The organism is Marinicrinis lubricantis, from assembly GCF_042658665.1.
Lineage (GTDB): Bacteria > Bacillota > Bacilli > Paenibacillales > KCTC-33676 > Marinicrinis > Marinicrinis lubricantis.
This window is the reverse complement of the sequence record NZ_JBHSQV010000036.1, coordinates 206925-225140: the sequence shown is the minus strand read 5'-3', so window position 1 is coordinate 225140 and position 18216 is coordinate 206925. Positions and strand designations below refer to the sequence as shown.

Genomic DNA, 18216 nt, shown 5'->3' with positions numbered 1-18216 from the left:
AAAAGTCCAGTCCCAATATTCATTTTTCAAAGAACAACAAGCTGGAAATTTTAAAGGCTCGCTCCAGTCCCCTAAGGGACTGGAAATCATTTAGAAGTTGGCTACAAAACATATGATACGAGGGGGTTTTGTTATGTTCCGAATGCGTATAACCAAGTATGTGGCTTCCGTTGCTATGCTGCTGCTGATCGTGTCTGGATGCACGATGGTTCAGGAGGAAGAGGTGAATCCGGATGATTTGTTAAGCTTAGCGGCGGAAAAAGGGAGAGAATTGAAAGCGAGCTATAAAGGTGAATCATCGGTTTATGTGAATGGGAAAGAAATATATCGAGGTCAAACGTATTATCGTGGGAATACAACGGCTGAGGTCATGGAGAATAACGATTCGAAAAATATGATGAGCGGGCTCACACCGCTTCTGACTATGGATCAGCTTGCTGAGATGAAGAAAGAAGCCAGCATGGATCCCCGTGCTTCCAACGATCAATATACCGTCTTGAAGCTGGAGATAGATCCCGAGGAAATGGAAATATCCTTAAGACGAAGCATGCAGCTTCAATTTGACCAGATCAAGAAAAAGTACGGAATGGAGACACTCGATCATCAAACGGGCAATGCGACAAAGCTGTCACAAGAACAAGAACAATTTAAAAAGACTCTGGACTCATTAAAGGTCAAAGGTGCACAATATACATTGTGGATTGAACGAGATACGTATGTCCCTGAAAAAGTAATTGTAGATACCACCGTGAACTATACTTGGAATGGGGCTCAGCAGAGCGAGCAGCTGAAAGGGACCTATGCTTTGCAAAAAAGCAAAAAGCAATGAGTTGAACAGGAGGAATACATATGAAGGATCCAAGATTGCAAAAGCTGGCGAAAAATCTAGTCGGCTATTCGACGGACGTCAAGCCAGGCCAAAAAGTGCTGGTCGAAATGATTGGCGATGAGCGGGAGCTGTTGAAATGCATTATTGAGGAAGTATACGCGCATGGGGGACTTCCGTTCGTGGAGCTGAATGATAACGCCGTATTGCGCGCTCAATTGATGGGGGCGACGGAGGAACAAATTAAGCTGTGGGCAGAATACGATTTGAAACGAATGGAAGCGATGGACGCGTACATCGGCATTCGCTCTGGCAGCAATATTAATGAGCTCTCCGATGTGCCGAGCGAGAAGATGAAGCTGTACGATACTTATTACAAAAAGCCCGTTCATTCCGACCGCAGAGTAAAGCATACGAATTGGGTCATTTTGAGATATCCGAACCCATCGATGTCCCAATTGGCGAATATGAGCACAGAGGCGTTTGAGAACTTTTACTTCGATGTGTGTAATCTAGACTATGCCAAAATGTCCGCAGCCATGGACAGTCTTGTAAATGTTATGAACCGTACCAATAAAGTCCGAATCGTTGCGCCGGAGACGGATTTAACATTTTCGATCGAAGGGCTTCCTGCGATTAAATGCGCTGGAAAAAACAATATTCCTGACGGCGAGGTTTTCACAGCTCCAGTGAAAGATTCGGTACAGGGTACAATAAAATATAATACACCAAGCGTTTATTCCGGTACGACGTTTGAAAACGTAAAGCTCAGATTCGAGAACGGCAAAATTGTGGAAGCAACCGCGAATGATACGAAAAAGCTGAATGAAGTGTTGGATTCCGATGAAGGGGCGAGATATATCGGAGAATTCAGCCTTGGATTCAATCCGTATATTTTGCATCCAATGAAAGATATTTTGTTCGACGAGAAGATCGCTGGAAGTTTGCATTTTACGCCTGGGCAAGCTTACGATGAAGCGGATAACGGAAACCGTTCCTCAGTTCATTGGGATCTGGTGCTGATTCAGCGTCCTGAGTACGGAGGCGGAGAAGTGTACTTTGACGATGTGCTCATTCGGAAAGACGGGTTGTTTGTCATTCCTGAGCTGGAGGGTTTAAATCCGGATAAACTGAAATGATGAATAGGCAGCATGATCTTATTTGTGAAAAATCACAAAGATTTTGTACAAAAGTTTGGGAAATCCCTGCTTGCGAAAACCTTTTCATCGAAGTATGATAAAGGTATCATTCAAGCAAAATTTGGGAGGGATCAGTCATGTCTGATAAAAATGCAGCAATCGTAGAAATCTCACAAACGGCGAACAAATTTACTTCTTCCATCGTTCTTCAATATGATAATAAATACATCGATGTGAAAAGTATTCTTGGACTGTTTACGACCTTGGTAAATACGAATGCGTATGAGCTGCATGTCCATGGTCCCGACGCCGATGATGCAAAGACGGCAATGAAGGAAGTCTTTGCAAAGCACAATTTATCTGTTGCGATTGTGGACTAAAACGAATGGTTTGCGAAAAACAGCACTTATTATAGTGCTGTTTTTTTACATACGTGGTGATCATTTTATTCCCCGCTAGCTTAGGTTTGCAAGCATTACTTGTTTATTGCATGAATTTCGACTAAACTTATGTATTAAGAGGGATGAGTTTGCGCAAGGGGGGAAACGTGAATGGCATCAGATACGCTAGATATCAATCAAAAAGCCTACGAATTGCTCAAAGAAGAAGCGGAAAAGATCATCAAGCTTATAGAAGTGCAGATGGCTAACTTAGCGACACGAAAATGTCCTCTATATGAGGAGGTTTTAGATACACAGATGTATGGATTTTCAAGACAGGTCGATTTTGCGGTCAGGGCTGGCCTCGTGATCGAAGCCGCCGGCAAGGAACTCATCAGTGATTTGGAAAGAGAATTGGCGAAGCTGTATGAAGCGATGAACCAAAGCAATGCGCTATAACATACTTATGAAACCGAATCCGAATAAATTGAAAAGGGTATGCCCATCCGAATTGTAACCCGCTAAGGGGACAATTTACCAAGGGCATACCCTTTTTGAATGGATTAGAGTATGGACGATAAGGTTCTTCTGATTCAAGCAATGAGAAAGTGTCAGGCCATAAAGAAGGCGACTCCTAGAATGATATACACAAAGATCAGAAGGAGCCCCTCATACCAGTTCGTTTTTCCGTCTCTTGAAATAGAGATTGCGATGAACGCCGCCACACCGATCGCGACAAGCTCATATGTTGTGAACACAATGTCCATGATATCTCCGAAGAAGAAGCTGATAAAAACAAGCACAGGACTGACGAACAATGCAATTTGCAAGCTGCTGCCGACAGCAATTTCGACGGCCGCTCCGATTTTATTTTTCATCGCAAGGAAAACGGCCGCGCTGTGTTCTGCTGCATTTCCGATGATTGCAATTAAGAATGCACCGACAAACAGTTCAGACAAGCCAAAACGATGCGTGAATTCCTCCAGGTTCCCGACCAGCCATTCACTGATAAAGGCGACCATGACCGTGGCAACGACCAGCATCACAATGGAAAAACCTTTAGACCAATGAGCCTGTTCATGGGATTCTACCGTGTTCGTTGGAACAATTTCCGAAAGCTCATTCTTGTGTGTAATCATCGAAAATACGAGCCACAAAATATACGCAATGATCAGTATTCCGGCAACGATTAGACTGAGTGCATCCACTTGTCTAGGCTCAAAGTCTCTAGCGAAGACAGCTGGAATGAACAGCACGATCACAGCCAGGAGCATTAGGGAGGCATTGTGTCCGGCCAAAAGCTCATTAAATTTCTGAATTTTAAATTTTAATCCCCCCATAAATACGCTGAGACCTAGCACAAACAGCATGTTTCCAATGATCGAGCCGGTGATGCTTGCTTTTACCATATCGAACAAGCCTTCTTTAACGAGAAAGATCGCAATAATGAGTTCAGCTGCATTTCCAAATGTCGCATTCAAAAACCCGCCCATCCGTTCTCCCGCGTAATGCGCAACGTTTTCTGTCGCCCTGCCTAAAAAGGCTGCTAATAGAATGACGGCTGCAGAGCATATGGTGATTTGCACGGTAGCGGATGCGCCGCTGTAATGCAAAATCGCACTTAATATAAAAAATATCGCCGTCGCCGTGTAAAACAATTTTTGTTTCAATGCAAGTCACCTCGTATTTTTATCGTTAAAAAAGATTTATGTTTCACGAAAGAGCGACAAAAACAATCTTTACGAAGAAAACATCATTCCTTTCATAGGGCAAGTACATAAGGTGAACACAATTTTTTGAAAAGAAGATTCATGGTTAGGAGATTGACCCTTTATTGAATTTGCAGACCCGAACGTATAAAATATGTATAAAGCACAGGGAAGGAGTGGGTCGCATGTTAGAGCAAGAACAAGGCATGGTCCGTATTTCAGATGATGTAGTGGCTACGATCGCCGGATTAGCTGCTTTAGATACCCCAGGGATTGCGGGGATGTCTGGCGGCATTTCCGAAGGATTGGCCAAGAAATTGAGCGGCAAGCAAGTGCAAAAAGGTGTTAGTGTCGAAGTAGGTGAACTTGAAGCCGCTGTTGATTTAAAAGTTATTATTCACTATGGGACGAAAATTCATGAGGTATGCAGAGAACTTCAAGAGAATGTGAAAGAGGCCATTGAGAATATGACGGGCTTGAACGTCATAGAAGTGAACGTGAAGGTGGAAGGTGTCGCCTTCAAGGAAGAGGAGCCTGCAGCAGACGTTCCCCGCATTAAATAGTCGGCCTTGACCATACACTATTCAATCGGCTGTTCCCCCAGATCATGCGGCCTTTCACAGAAAAAAGAGCGAACCTATTCGGTTCACTCTTTTTTGCTTTGTAGACGTTTAGCCTGATATTGGGCCAATGAATTTAACTGTCTTTGCGATTATTATCCCTAGATATACTTAATAGAATTCCCATTCCTGCCAAACTCACTAATAAGGATGACCCTCCGTAGCTGATAAAAGGAAGGGTTACTCCCGTCATAGGGATCAAGTTCGTTACACCACCCATATTGATGAACGCTTGGATAGACAAAATTCCGACGATGCCTGTTCCAAGCAGCGTACCAAACGGGTCATTGCATCGAAGAGCAATCAGAAGTCCTCTCCACAGCGTAAATAAATAGATGAACAGGAAAATAGAGCATCCGATAAATCCAAGCTCCTCGCCGATAATCGCGAAAATAAAGTCGTTGTGTGCTTCAGGCAAATAGTGCAGTTTCTGAATGGATTGCCCGAACCCTGCCCCGGTAACTCCGCCGTGACCAAATGCCAGCAAGGATTGAATAATTTGAAGTCCAGAGCCCAATCTGTCCTGCCATGGGTCTAAGTATGTGGTAAAACGGTGAAACCGCACGCCAAGTGTTTCCGGCTTAAACATGAGATAAAACGCCAAAAGCAAGGAAGCAGGGGCCGAAACGGCAAAAGCCGCAGTAAATAACTGCTTAAACCGTGCTCCCCCCGCAATGATGACAACGAGTGAAGACAAGATGATAATCATCGCGGTACCAACATCCGGCTGCAGCAGTACGAGCATGGCCGCAAAGCCGACGATGATTAAAGCCGGGAGAAGGCCCTTCTTAAAATTAGTAATCTTGTCCCCTTTTTTGCTAATAAGCGCCGACAAATACATAATGACCGCCAGTTTAGCGAATTCCGAAGGCTGAAGACTAAAGCTGCCGATCGGAATCCAGCTTCTGGCACCATTGATGTCCTCCGTAAACAGCACAGCAAACAGCAGGAATACCACGATTAGAAAAAGGGGTAAAAACCACTTTTTGAATACCTGATAAGGAATATTCATCAGCAGGAACATTCCGAAGATACCCAAGGCAGCGAATATCAACTGACGTTTTGTGAAGTACAGTGGATCACCAAAATCAATCGAGCTGGATGGGGAACTGGCGCTGAACACCATCACGATACCGAAGCCGGTTAACAAAAACACAAGGATCAGCAACAGAAAATCCGGCGTTCCTCTGCGCTGGGTTTTCATCGTTTAATTAAGACAAAAGCTGCTTGATTTCATTCAGCTTCTGTTCAGCTTGTTTAATGTATGTTTTCGAAATTTGCGACTCTTCGTAATCAACGCCGTGCGGGAATGTAGCAACACCTATGTAGAATGATTCTAGTTCGAGCACAGCTCGCGGGGATTCCAGCTTTCCTTCCACAACTCGGGCGTTAATACGAAGGTAGTAATCCTTATTTTCTTCTTGATCGATCATTTTATAGTCATATGTTGCGCGATAATATTCCCACTGCCAGCGGACAAAGCCTGCTTGCTCCAATACTTGATCCAAATGGCTTAACTCGCTTTTCAAGCCTTTTAGTCCGGCATTTTCGATAATCATTGCTTGACCTCATTTCCTTTTCCTAATTATAATTTTTCTTTTTTCATGATATTATGTTTAGTCTGCAAGCGCAAGCAAACAATTAAATATTTATCGCTGCCTTTTCTGGTGATAAGATGAAATATAAGAGGAAAAACCGAAGCGGACCGATTTAACGGTCTACGGAAAAAGAGAGGAAACCCTATGGAGATGGAAGAAAAAATCAGGATGGAACTAGGTAAGCTGCATCCTCAAATGATTAAATGGAGAAGACAGCTGCATCAGCATCCGGAGCTCTCCTTTAAAGAAGAGATGACAACGTCCATGATTGTGCAAAATTTGAACAGCTGGGGAATTGAAAACCGGCTTGGCTTAAACGATCAAGGAGTAATCGGTACGATTTATGGAGGAAAGCCGGGACCTACGGTTGCCCTCCGAGCAGATATCGACGCGCTGCCGATCCAAGATCAGAAAACCTGTGAATATCATTCGAAAGTGTCGGGCGTCATGCATGCATGCGGTCACGACGGTCATACTGCGATTTTGCTCAGCTTGGCAAAGGTACTGCAGCAGGAGCGGGAACAGCTGCATGGCAATGTGCGATTGATTTTTCAGCATGCGGAGGAGGTGACACCGGGAGGTGCTCTCTCCATGATTCGTTCAGGTGCAGTGGACGATGCCGCCGTCATCTATGGTTTGCACTTATGGTCGCCTCTGGAGGCGGGAACCGCAGCTTCCGCACCGGCGCATTTTATGGCGGCAGCCGATGAGTTCAGCATCGAAATTGTAGGCAAGGGCGGACATGCGGGGTTACCGCACGAAACGGTTGACAGCGTGATGATCGGTTCTCAGCTGGTGGTGCAGCTGCAGACGATCGTCAGCCGGAGCATTAATCCAGCGGAGCCAGCAGTGGTTTCTGTCGGTTCCTTCCATGGGGGAACAGGCTTTAATATTATTGCGGACCGCGCTAAGCTAGAGGGAACGGTGAGGACGTTCAATACACACACTCGAGACCAAATTGAGCAAAGAATGCATGCTCTGTGTACACATATTGGCGAGATGTTCGGTGCCTCGGTGACATTGAAATATAACCGGGGATATCCTCCGGTTGTGAACCATTCTGCGGAGTATGAACGGTTTCTCAAGGTGTCGGAACCCATTTTTCAGCCGCATTCACCCCTGCTGCTTTCCCACGTGATGGCGGGAGAGGATTTTTCTTACTATTTGGAGAAAATACCTGGATGCTTTGTGTTTGTCGGGGCCGGAAATACGAAGGAAGGCATCATCTCACCGCATCATCACCCTTTGTTTGATATCGATGAGAGGTCCTTGCTGCTGGGTGCTGAACTGCTGCTTCAGCTGGTCCTCGATTATCAGCGGTCGAATCCGGCAATTATTAGCTGAATGAGTTACAGGCTAGCGGGTGAACCTATTGGATGCAATACTTATTTCCTTGACGATCTGACAAAGATGGAGGAGGTACACCCATGGATCGAACACTCAGAGAAATTATGACCGACGAATGCTTCTGTGTAACAAAACAGGACAACGTGTATGAGACAGCAGTGAAAATGCGCGAACACAACATTGGTTTTGTTCCCGTTGTTGAAGGCAGAAAATTAGTGGGCGTCATTACGGACCGAGATTTGGTCATCCGAGGATATGCAGATAAGAAATCCGGCTCCTCCAGCGTGGAAGAAGTGATGAGCACGGATATTACTTGTGCTTCACCGGATACATCGGTTGACGAAGCTGCGAAGATGATGGCCCAAAAACAGATTCGCCGTCTGCCTGTTTGCGAGAACGGAGAACTGATAGGGGTTGTAGCCATCGGCGATATGGCGGTTCGCAATATCTATAAGACAGAAGCAGGACATGCGCTCAGCCAAATTTCCGAGCCTCAAGGCAGCATGAGATAAAGTGAAAAAACGGATCTCCCATTGAATGGGAAGATCCGTTTTTATTTTTGTCCAGCTTTTCGAAAGCCAGCTGCTTCCGCTTCGGACTCCGTACAGAACCACATTTCTGGCTTTGTCACATCATACTGCGGTGACTCCGGAGTGTGATATATTTTTTCCTTTGATGAATTGATATTGCCTTTAATCATCGGGGATGCACAGTTTGCTTCGCTAATTGGATCGGATGAAGCTGCAGCAGGAGCATTCTCAGTACTATTCCCGGTTCCCCATAGCCCTAACTGATTCGACGATGCCGTTTGCTGCAGCGTGAGAAAATGCTCTGCATAGAGCACATCCGGAGGAAAGGTAGATACTTGCGCATAGCCTTCTGCAATTAATCGTTCATTGAACATGACAGCATCCCCGCTGATAAATACATATCGAAGCAGTCGGCCGTAACGATCTTGATCGGATACGTCCCGGAATAGGATAATGTCGTTTCCTTCCAGCTGTTTTTTGGTGAAATTAGAAGCTTCTTTGCCATACGCTTCGACTGGAGAGCCCGGCTTAACCGTTTCTGGTGTGTCAACGCCGATTAAACGGACCTTCTCCCCGGTGGAAAGCTCGAACGTATCTCCATCTACGACTCTTTGTACGGTGGAGAACTCGGGTGTTTTCCCTTCAAGCTCTGGATAACGATCTAAGATGTCTTGAATCCGCTGCTCTTCGCGATCCGGTTCCAGCGAACTGCATCCGCCCAGGACGAATAAAAACAACAAGAGCAGTTTAAAAAAATGAGAAAAATGTAAATGGCTTGTCATGATGCTGTACACTCCTTGAAGTCAACCTGAGATTTACGCACATGTTCTATTTGCTTGGATGTGCCTTAAACGTGTGAAAATGAACAGTTTGCATTATACTACGAATAGTGCATCGATGAAAGGTGATGTAAAGAAAAGAAGGGGGCGCACAGGTGAACGCTATGAATAGGCCGCTCATTGTACAAGCGGATGGAACCGTACTGCTGGAAATCGCACATCCTCTCTTTGAAGCTTGTCAGGCGGAATTGGCGAAATTTGCTGAATTGGTGAAGAGCTTGGATGCTTTTCACACATATCAAATCAGCAAGCTCACATTGTGGAACGCAGCCTCGAATGGAATCGACGGTCAGTATGTCGTGAAATGGCTGAAGGGAAGCAGCAAATTTGGAGTTCCTGAATCGCTTGCCCAGGACATTCTGCAATACATCGGAAATTACGGGAAGGTTCAGCTAACCCGTGAAAAGGAAGGCCTGGTCTTGACTTTCTCTGACGAGACTTGCGCCGAGCAGCTTATGCGCGAAACTATTGTTTCACAGTGCATGCTCGGGAAGAAGAGTGAGCTGAGTTTGTGGATTGATCCAGTACATCGAGGTACGATCAAAAGAGAACTGGCGTTACTTGGTTGGCCAATTACCGATATGGCTGGATATGATAAAGGAGAAGAGCTGCAGCTAGAATTAAAAGCTAGAACACCTGATGGAGAACCTTTTGCTTTAAGGACGTACCAGCAGGAAGCCGTAGACCGTTTTTTTGAAGATTCGGTGCATGGAGGAAGCGGAGTATTGGTTCTGCCCTGCGGTGCAGGGAAAACCATGATCGGTATCGCATCGATCATACGCTGTGGAAGCGCCGCTCTCATCCTAACGACGAATATTACGTCTGTAAGACAGTGGAAAAGAGAGCTAATCAGCAAAACGAGCCTGCCAGAAGACTGGATTGGTGAATATACAGGGGAACGGAAAGAAGTAAAACCGATCACCATCGCTACTTATCAAATTTTGACGCACCGTGCCGCCAAAACCGATCCTTTCCATCATATGAAGCTGTTTCATGAGCGAGATTGGGGAATGATTGTTTATGATGAAGTTCATTTACTCCCAGCGCCTGTTTTTCGAGTGACAGCAGATTTGCAGGCGAAAAGGCGTCTTGGATTAACCGCTACATTAATACGCGAGGATGGAAGGGAAAGTGATGTGTTTTCTTTAGTCGGTCCCAAAAGATATGAAGCTTCTTGGAAGCATTTGGAGCAGCAAGGCTGGCTTGCAGATGTAAGATGTTTTGAATTGAATGTGCCTCTTCAAAAGGAATTGCAGACGGAGTATCTGCAGAGTCCTGTTCGTCAGAGAGCGCAAATCGCCGCAACGAATCCGCTAAAGAATGGTCTTGTGCAGCAGATTGTTGAAAGGCATGAAGGAGAAGGAATACTCATCATTGGACAATACCTGGACCAGCTTCATGCTGTAGCAAACCAGCTGCGAGTGCCGCTGATTACGGGGGCCGTACCTCAGCAGGAAAGAGATATGCTGTATGACAGCTTTCGCCAAGGCCGCTTGAACGTATTGGTCGTTTCCAAGGTCGCCAATTTTGCAGTGGATTTGCCGGATGCTTCCGTTGCGATACAAATTTCCGGCAGCTTCGGATCGAGGCAGGAAGAGGCGCAGCGCCTGGGGCGAATTTTAAGGCCAAAGAAGCATCGCAACCGAGCTTACTTCTACAGCATTGTAACGGAAAACAGCAAAGAACAGGACTATGCAAGACATAGACAGCTGTTCTTAATGGAGCAGGGATACCGATATCGAAGGATGAACAGTTTGGAATGGAAGGAGCTGAAAGTCATCGATGAGAATTGAAGAAGCACTTCGGAAAGTGCCTGCCTCATTCCGTACTCAGCTGGAGGATCACCCGCTGATTCGTACGAAACGACAGCATTTGACACTCGCAGGATGCTTAACGGATCCAGCGTGCTTAAAAGATCTGTATGGCGGGCTCTCCTGCGGCGAACAGCAGCTGCTTTCTGCATTGTGGCTTCGATTCGGGGCACATTCTTTTACCACCGAGCAGGCGGTATCCATTGTCATAGAGATGTCTAAGGCCGAGGTGGTACTGGGGATGACTGAGCTGAGGAAGCTGGGACTGCTCTTTACTGCTAGGAAAACATGGGGAGAGAAAATTCACTGTATTCCAAAGGATGTTTACATCGCTCTTCTGCCCGTCCTCCTTCCGGATGTCTGGATCGGCTTGGAAGCAGAATTCCCTGAACAAGATGTGGACGAAGGGGTTCTGCAGCATGCATTGGATTCGGATATTTTTCGGCTGCTCTGCGCCATTGGCATGCGAGGAGAATTGAAGTTAACTCAAAAAGGAACCATCCACAAGAAGGAGCTGCAGCAGCTGACAGGTGCATTGCAAATTGAGAAAGAGAAGCTGCAGCCGGTCGGACTGCAGTATGTGCACTGTGAATCTTACACTGAAGCATTCGCTGTCGTATTGGATATGGCTTTAAGGCTTGGACTAGTTCAACAGCCTTTCCAAACGATCCAATTGAATGTGAAGCGTTTGGGTCCTTGGCTGCACATGACGGCAGATGAAAGATGCCAAGTTCTGTTCGAATTGTGGGAGAAGGTCGCTTACCCGAAGGAGCTGCCGCTGCAAATGGGCTGGGCGCTTCTGTATTTATTAGAGCCGAACCGGAAGTACAGCTGGGGGCAAATGGTGAACGCCATCTTAACACAGTATCCAGACGGAACGCCGGAGGCAATTTCCGATCAGCTTCTGAACCGTATATTACTGCCGATGGCTGCCCTTGGTTGGTTCGGGATGGAACGTACAGATCACGATTGGAAAGTATGGAGGAGGCAGCAGGAAGCAGAAACAGAGCATTTCTACATACAACCGAATGGAGAAATCATTGTTCCACCTCATTTATCGCTGCCGATTAGATGGGAGCTGGAGCTGCTGCTGGAGAAGCAGCATTCCTTCAGTGTCAATATCACGAGGGATTCGGTACTTCGTGCGTGTGAGCACGGCCGAACAGGTTCGGAAATCATCGAATTCCTCAAGGCACACAGCATGTATCCACTCGATCCTTCTTTTGAACAGCTGCTCCGGGAATGGACCTCCGCTTATGGCAAAGCGCAAATCGAAGAGGTTGTTCTGCTGCGCTTTACGGACAAGGAGGACGCTGATCGGTGGCTTCTGATGCCGCATGCAGAGACTGCTGTCGCCGCTAAACTGACCCAGACCATCTTTATCCTTCATCGGGATAAGCTGACTGCGGCGGAAAAGCAGTTGAAAGAAATAAACTGCTTGCCTCAGAAAAAGAGTGATGCCGCTCCGGTTTATCCAACTTGCCCATCGTCGATCGTTATGGACGCAGATGAATCGGATACAATGAACACAGAAGCTTCCAGAGGGGTCGTATACACCGTTCAGGATTTGCTGCTCTATCCCTTAGATACAGATATCCCCAAAGCGCAGGACATGTACGGAGAGCTGCGAGATATTCCGGCAATGTGGACGAACGGAATGAGGAAGTATCACGAATCGACGATGAAGGATGTCTTCAAGAAGGCGATTGAACTCGGCGTTAAGGTCAGGCTGAGAAATGCGTCTGCCGAAGGGAAGGTAGCGGCCCCGCGCGAGCTGATCGAGCAGCCCTCCTACTGGAATGTTCGGTGCTCTTCAGAAGAAGGTTTATTCACTGTTAACCCTAGGGAATGGGAAGAAATACAGTTGATTTTGCCGGGCATTAATGATAAAACTTAATTAAACCATTATCGTTTGGCTCTTCAGTATGACAGCGCCAAATGGATATAGGCTAAATATAGGGATGATGTTCCCGAGCAAAGGATGATAGTTCATGAGCGTATCGGAAGCAAAGATGCTGGATATGTCTAAGGTGCTTCTTCTCTCTTATGAGCTTGCAGATATGATCCATCATTCCAAGGAGCTTTCCGAATATTTATATTGGAAAGACGTTGTCCTCAGCAACGAGGAAATTCAAAAAGTGGTTGCGGAGCTGTCTAAAGCGAAGGAAAGCTTCGCGGAATGTGAACGCTTTGGCCATTACCACCCGAATTACCATGAAGGTCTGGAAAAAGTAAAGCAGGTGGAGAGCAAGCTTGACAGTTTTGAAGAAGTAAAGCGTTTTAAGGAATGTGAAAACCGTTTGGACGAGCTGTTATACGATATATCTAAAACAATCGCCCATTCGGTATCCGATAATATCAAGGTTCCGACGAACCAGCTCATTCCGGAATCCGGCTGCGGTTCTGGCGGAGCTTGCAGCGGAAATTGCGGGTAAGCAAGCAGTACGGCCCGTTTTCCGGTTGAGAGAAGGGAGTCTCGGTTCATGTTTCGAGATCGTACAGGTCTGATTGTGTGGGTTAATGATTTGCGTTCGACCAGGCCGTTGGAGCGGCTTGGTTCCGTTCATTACGCCTCTAAGAGAATGAATTATGCAGTGATGTATGTGAATGCAGAACAGCAGGATCAAGTGATTCAACAGCTTCAGAAACTCCCTTTTGTAAAAAAAGTAGAGCTGTCTCTGCGTAAAAATATCAAAACCGATTATAATAGCAAGCATGCAGATAAGACAAGCTTTTACGGATTATGATGCCATGCTGATGCGGCAGTCTATTTTCCCCTTTCCGGGGGATTTTTTTTATACTTTCAACTCTTTTGTTCCATTCTTTTTGTCATAGAAAAATGATCATGATTGCAGTATGATAGAAGAAAGAATGGATCGGCAGTTTCCAATTCCGAAAAGGAAGGAGTGAATTTCATGAAAGATAAAGTAATGAATCGATGGAGCACCTACGAACCTTTTTACATAGAATTAGGGGATAAGAAGGTTGCCGATATTGTCATTACGAACCATGCACGTTTTCGCTGGAGTGATCGAGTGGAGAATACCGATGCCAGAATCGAAGATATTTGCGCTTATTTGTGGGATTGTTTAAAGAAAGGTCAGATAGAGCCTTACTACCGAAATGAACAAGACGTATATCTCGTCGAAGGCGATTTGGTCATGGTCGCGGAATTCGCTCGTATGGAAAACGAAACCGATATCGCAGGCAACCCCCTTCATAAGATGATCATCGTTACGTTTCTAGGGAAAATGTCGGAAACGATAGAACTTCGAGATTTAAAGTCCTATTATTCGTGGCTGAGACATTCCAGACGGATGACCTTAATCAAAAACAGCCGTAAGAGGAGATAATCACTTGTGATCGAGCTTTTATATTTGATTGGACAGTAGCGGTAACATCTTGAGGCTGCTGTCTTTTTTGCATGAGGAATGGATTCATGCCGCAGGGGTCGATTTTGCGTGTGTGTATTTAGGCAACCTTGGCTCACCGCTGGATGTCGGATAGGTAACTAGAAGATGGAGGACGGGGAGTTTAAGAATAGATCGGAGGGACCGACTTATGGCTTTTAATTTTCATCAGCTGCACATTTTTTATACGGTAGCGGAAAGGGGAAGCTTCTCAGCGGCTGCACAGCTGCTTCATATGTCCCAGCCGGCCGTTACGATGCAAATTCAAGCGCTGGAAGACTATTTCGGAACGAAGCTGTTTCATCGTTCGACTAAAAAGGTGGAGCTTTCCGAAGCGGGCAAAACGCTGCTGCCCTACGCGAGAAAAAGCATTGATTTTATTAAGGAGACGGACCAGGCCATGTCACGCTACACGTATGGATTGAAGGGGCAGCTTCAGCTTGGTGCAAGCTTGACGGTTGGAGAGTATTTGCTTCCACGGCTGTTGGGCCCTTTTTCTAAGGAATATCCGAACATTACGGTGAAGATGAAGGTCATGAACACGACGCAAATTGTAGAAGAGGTTCTGACACATCAGCTTACTTTCGGCCTTGTGGAAGCAGAGGTCGAACATGCGGAGCTCCATGTGGAGGCGGTGCATAAAGATGAGCTGTGTTTAATTGTACCGCAAGGCAATCCGCTGTACGACAAGGAGAAGGTGACGATTGAGGAAGCGCTGACTCAGCCTTTCGTATTAAGAGAGCAGGGGTCAGGAACGCGTCAAGTGATGGAAGAAGCACTGCTTCAAAACGGGATTTCTCCGGAACGGCTCAATATTGTCATGGAGCTGGGCAGCACAGGCGCGGTAAAATCGGCTGTCGAATCTGGACTCGGGGTCAGCATTTTATCGAAGTCTTCGGTGAAGCACGAGACCGCCTTGGACATTGTTCGCACGAAGGAAATCGAAGGGATCCCATTTGTTCGCCATTTTAATATCGTTTATTTTAAAGAAAGACTGCTGCCGATTTCAGCTGTGACCTTCCTGACTTTTATTAAGGAAAACGATCTGAGTAAGTGGCTTTAATCAAGGGAAGTTTAGTTGCGAAGGAGGAATTTGTCATGGAGCTGAATGGATGGGCTGATTTGCATTCTCACTCCACTGCCTCGGATGGTACAGAGGCTCCAAAGGATAATGTGCGAATGGCTCAGGAAGCCGGATTGACTGCCGTGGCGATCACCGACCACGATACGGTTGCAGGTGTGCGGGAAGCATTAGCTGAGGGCAGGGAACGGGGGATAGAGGTCGTTCCAGGAGTGGAGATCAGCACGGTCATGGGCGGCATCGACATTCACGTGCTGGGTTATTTTATCGATACGGAAAACGACCTGCTGTTAGAACGACTAGATTCGCTGCGCAAGGCACGCTACCGCCGTAATTTGAAAATCATAGAAAATTTAAACCGACTAGGTATTAATATCCGCTTGGAGGATGTCACGGAACGAGCCGCCAAAAACGGAAAGGACGAAACCGTCGGTCGGCCTCATATCGCAGATGTGTTAGTTGATCGAGGGATTGTTGATTCAATGCAGGAAGCGTTTGAAGTGTATTTGGACCGAAAAGGAAAGGCGTATGCCCAAGTTGAGCGCATTCGGCCGGAGACAGCCGTGCAGTGGATCCGAGAAGCGGGCGGCGCTGCCGTCCTTGCCCATCCTGGAATATACCATAACGATGAAATCGTTCAAGAGATCATTGTCTCTGGAATCGATGGGATCGAGGCTTACCATTCGGATCATTCTGTACAGGATGAAGAGCGGTATTTACGACTTGCACATGAGCACAAACTTATCGTCACCGCCGGTTCGGATTTTCACGGCACAAGGCAGGGGAATGTGTTTCACGGGGCACTTGGTTCAAAACGCATTGACATGAAGGCTGTGCATGCGTTGAAGGGCTTGAGCCAGCAGATGAAGGAACAGACTTAGATCAGCATAAAAAAACGCCCGACGGCGTTTCAATGTGGTGAGTTCATACGAGTATAGGGAAGGTGTGGGAATACTTCCGGCAATCCCCACACCTTTATTCTACAATCATCCGATGACAGCAAAAAACTGTAGCCTTCCTATACAATCTCCGATTTCATCTGCTCGATCTTTTCCGGGTCAGGCGTAACGAACAGCGTTTTCTGGTGATCATAAATGACAAAGCCCGGCTTCGCTCCGCTCGGCTTCCGCACATGGCGAATGAAGGTATAGTCGACCGGCACTAGACTGGACTCCTTCGCCTGAGAATAATATGCGGCGAGCATCGCCGCTTCTTCAAGTGTGGCATCACCAAATTGCTGGCTGCGGATGACGACATGTGAACCGGGAATATCCTTCGTATGCAGCCATGTATCTGCAGGTCCTGCGACTCGGTTCGTTAAGTAGTCGTTCTGTGTATTATTTTTGCCGACATAGATATCGATGCCCTCGCTGGAGGTGAACCGCAGCAGCTTTGGCTTGTCACTTTTCTTTTTGCGTCGTTGTTTACTGCCGCGATCCCGTACGTACCCCTGCTCAATCAATTCTTCTCTCATTTCCTCTACATCGGCAAGAGAGGCATACTCCAGCTGTTGGAGCAAATTATCCAAATATATGATTTCCTCTTCAGCCTGTTTCATCTGCTCTTGAACAACCTTCACGCTATTTTTCGCTTTGCTATATCGTTTAAAATAACGCTGCGCGTTCTCTGCCGGAGACAAAGCAGGGTCAAGTGCAATCGAAATGACCGCCTGCTCCTCGTCATAGTAATTGACTACCTCTACTTCCGTAGAGCCCCTCGGAATGGCGTGTAAAGAGGCAGTCAACAGCTCGCCATAAATGCGGTATTTTTCAGAGTGATCGGCATCGGTGAGCGTTTCTTTTAATTTCTCTATTTTCTTCTCGTTTTTATTTCTTTCATTTTGCAGCAGCCTTTTGAGATTACCGGTTTTTTGCTTGATCGTGTCTCGCTCTGCTTTATCCCCGTAGTATTCCTCGAGCAGGCTGCTCAGCGTTGCAAACGTGCGTACATTGCCCTCGATATGAAGCAAATCGATACAGTAATAAACGAATTTTTGCTTGCGCGGTTCCTCCTTGATACAAGGAAAAGCGGGCTCTGCGCGGAGCGACTGCATGAATTGAGTAAATTTCTCGGCAAAGTCCTTTGCGGCAAGCGGCTCTAGGGTTTGAACGAGTCTCTTCTCGTCGATTCCGCTCCGATACAGCAGCTCTTTGGCCGCGAGTGGACTAATTCCTTTCCACTGCTGAACAACCCACTCCGACATGGACTGTTTTTCTTCATTGTTTGCCGTTTGCTTCAAGAGCTCCAGAATCTCAGCGGAAGAAGCAATGAATGGGTCTTTTTTATCCTGTTTCGGCGGTTGGGTGTAGGGCTGACCAGGCATGACGATGCGATAAGAACTTACCGCAGGGGTCACATGGTGAATGCTGTCCAGTACGGTATTCGTTTTTGCGTCAAGGAGAATGATGTTGCTGTGTCTGCCCATAATTTCAATGATGACGGTTTTCATACTGAGATCGCCGAGCTCGTCTCTTTGACGAATGTGCAGCTTCAGAACTCTCTCCAGATCGGGCTGTTCGACGGACTGAATAATTCCTCCTTCACAGTGCTTTCGAAGCAGCATACAAAACATAGGCGCCTCAAGCGGGTTGTGATACTGCTTTTCCGTCAGATGGACTCGGGGATAAGTAGGATTCGCGGAAAGAAGCAGCTTGACGTTTTTGCCTGCAGCCCGAATCTGCATGACGATGTCTGAATCCGCCGGCTGATGAATTTTATTGATTCTACCTTCGGTCAGGGAAGCCAATTCATGAGTTAATTTATATAAAAATAATCCGTCTGTTGCCATAACACATGTCTCCTATCTGTAATCACTGCAGCTTACTCTACCTATCATGCCATAACTTGAGCGGAAAATGTAGCAGAATTGAAGTGCATTTTAGCCCGTCCGGGAAAAATGGGATATTTTCCGGCTTGTCTGAATACA

Annotated in this window: 19 protein-coding genes; 14 read left to right on the top strand and 5 right to left on the bottom strand. The window is 46.4% G+C overall.

Going from position 1 to position 18216, the window contains the following annotated elements; translation table 11 throughout:
• The first annotated feature begins 133 nt into the window (after positions 1 to 133).
• The 4 genes from ACFPXP_RS07895 (at position 134) to ACFPXP_RS07880 (ending at position 2804) form a co-directional block, all read left to right on the top strand.
• Positions 134 to 829 (top strand): hypothetical protein, encoded by a 696-nt coding sequence (locus ACFPXP_RS07895; RefSeq protein WP_379893681.1) that lies wholly within the window; start codon positions 134 to 136, stop codon positions 827 to 829.
• Between the two features lie 20 nt (positions 830 to 849).
• Positions 850 to 1965, top strand: coding sequence for an aminopeptidase (locus ACFPXP_RS07890; RefSeq protein WP_379893680.1), 1116 nt, complete (start codon positions 850 to 852; stop codon positions 1963 to 1965).
• Between the two features lie 137 nt (positions 1966 to 2102).
• Positions 2103 to 2345, top strand: a complete 243-nt coding sequence (locus ACFPXP_RS07885; protein ID WP_379893679.1) for an HPr family phosphocarrier protein — start codon at positions 2103 to 2105, stop codon at positions 2343 to 2345.
• Positions 2346 to 2516: 171 nt separating this feature from the next.
• Positions 2517 to 2804, top strand: a complete 288-nt coding sequence (locus ACFPXP_RS07880) for a DUF1507 family protein (protein WP_379893678.1) — start codon at positions 2517 to 2519, stop codon at positions 2802 to 2804.
• A 152-nt stretch (positions 2805 to 2956) separates the two neighbouring features.
• On the opposite strand, the gene cax is transcribed toward ACFPXP_RS07880, so the two are convergent.
• Positions 2957 to 4015 (bottom strand): calcium/proton exchanger, encoded by a 1059-nt coding sequence (gene cax, locus ACFPXP_RS07875; protein WP_379893677.1) that lies wholly within the window; start codon positions 4013 to 4015, stop codon positions 2957 to 2959.
• A 224-nt stretch (positions 4016 to 4239) separates the two neighbouring features.
• On the opposite strand from cax, the gene ACFPXP_RS07870 reads away from it, so the two are divergent.
• Positions 4240 to 4617: an Asp23/Gls24 family envelope stress response protein gene (locus ACFPXP_RS07870; RefSeq protein WP_379893676.1), complete on the top strand. Its 378-nt coding sequence runs from the start codon at positions 4240 to 4242 to the stop codon at positions 4615 to 4617.
• A 133-nt stretch (positions 4618 to 4750) separates the two neighbouring features.
• On the opposite strand, the gene ftsW is transcribed toward ACFPXP_RS07870, so the two are convergent.
• Together ftsW and ACFPXP_RS07860 are read right to left on the bottom strand one after the other, a co-directional pair.
• Positions 4751 to 5878: a putative lipid II flippase FtsW gene (gene ftsW / locus ACFPXP_RS07865; protein WP_379893675.1), complete on the bottom strand. Its 1128-nt coding sequence runs from the start codon at positions 5876 to 5878 to the stop codon at positions 4751 to 4753.
• Between the two features lie 7 nt (positions 5879 to 5885).
• Positions 5886 to 6233, bottom strand: coding sequence for a YugN family protein (locus tag ACFPXP_RS07860; RefSeq protein ID WP_379893674.1), 348 nt, complete (start codon positions 6231 to 6233; stop codon positions 5886 to 5888).
• Between the two features lie 183 nt (positions 6234 to 6416).
• On the opposite strand from ACFPXP_RS07860, the gene ACFPXP_RS07855 reads away from it, so the two are divergent.
• Positions 6417 to 7616 carry an amidohydrolase gene (locus ACFPXP_RS07855; protein ID WP_379893673.1) on the top strand — a complete coding sequence of 400 codons (1200 nt, stop codon included), beginning with the start codon at positions 6417 to 6419 and terminating at the stop codon, positions 7614 to 7616.
• Positions 7617 to 7699: 83 nt separating this feature from the next.
• A complete protein-coding gene (locus ACFPXP_RS07850; RefSeq protein WP_379893672.1) occupies positions 7700 to 8131 on the top strand; it encodes a CBS domain-containing protein in 432 nt (143 codons plus the stop codon).
• Between the two features lie 41 nt (positions 8132 to 8172).
• Here ACFPXP_RS07850 and ACFPXP_RS07845 read toward each other — a convergent pair whose 3' ends face one another.
• Complete coding sequence (locus ACFPXP_RS07845) at positions 8173 to 8931, bottom strand: thermonuclease family protein (RefSeq protein ID WP_379893671.1); 759 nt, start codon at positions 8929 to 8931, stop codon at positions 8173 to 8175.
• A 161-nt stretch (positions 8932 to 9092) separates the two neighbouring features.
• Between ACFPXP_RS07845 and ACFPXP_RS07840 the strand changes: the two genes are divergently transcribed.
• The 7 genes from ACFPXP_RS07840 to ACFPXP_RS07810 all read left to right on the top strand — a co-directional run bounded on the left by ACFPXP_RS07840 (position 9093) and on the right by ACFPXP_RS07810 (position 16171).
• Entirely contained in the window at positions 9093 to 10781 is a 1689-nt protein-coding gene (locus ACFPXP_RS07840; protein WP_379893699.1) for a DNA repair helicase XPB, read from the top strand.
• Positions 10771 to 12696: a helicase-associated domain-containing protein gene (locus tag ACFPXP_RS07835; protein WP_379893670.1), complete on the top strand. Its 1926-nt coding sequence runs from the start codon at positions 10771 to 10773 to the stop codon at positions 12694 to 12696. Before ACFPXP_RS07840 ends, ACFPXP_RS07835 begins: the two co-directional genes overlap by 11 nt.
• 94 nt (positions 12697 to 12790) lie before the next feature.
• Positions 12791 to 13234 (top strand): YlbF family regulator, encoded by a 444-nt coding sequence (locus ACFPXP_RS07830; protein ID WP_379893669.1) that lies wholly within the window; start codon positions 12791 to 12793, stop codon positions 13232 to 13234.
• Positions 13235 to 13282: 48 nt separating this feature from the next.
• Positions 13283 to 13546 (top strand): YlbG family protein, encoded by a 264-nt coding sequence (locus ACFPXP_RS07825; protein WP_379893668.1) that lies wholly within the window; start codon positions 13283 to 13285, stop codon positions 13544 to 13546.
• Positions 13547 to 13714: 168 nt separating this feature from the next.
• Complete coding sequence (locus ACFPXP_RS07820) at positions 13715 to 14152, top strand: hypothetical protein (RefSeq protein ID WP_379893667.1); 438 nt, start codon at positions 13715 to 13717, stop codon at positions 14150 to 14152.
• Positions 14153 to 14360: 208 nt separating this feature from the next.
• Positions 14361 to 15272 carry a selenium metabolism-associated LysR family transcriptional regulator gene (locus ACFPXP_RS07815; protein WP_379893666.1) on the top strand — a complete coding sequence of 304 codons (912 nt, stop codon included), beginning with the start codon at positions 14361 to 14363 and terminating at the stop codon, positions 15270 to 15272.
• A 35-nt stretch (positions 15273 to 15307) separates the two neighbouring features.
• Positions 15308 to 16171, top strand: a complete 864-nt coding sequence (locus tag ACFPXP_RS07810) for a PHP domain-containing protein (RefSeq protein ID WP_379893665.1) — start codon at positions 15308 to 15310, stop codon at positions 16169 to 16171.
• 137 nt (positions 16172 to 16308) lie between these two features.
• Here the strand turns inward: ACFPXP_RS07810 and ACFPXP_RS07805 are convergent, their stop codons facing one another.
• A complete protein-coding gene (locus tag ACFPXP_RS07805) occupies positions 16309 to 18078 on the bottom strand; it encodes an Rqc2 family fibronectin-binding protein (protein ID WP_379893664.1) in 1770 nt (589 codons plus the stop codon).
• Positions 18079 to 18216: the final 138 nt, after the last annotated feature.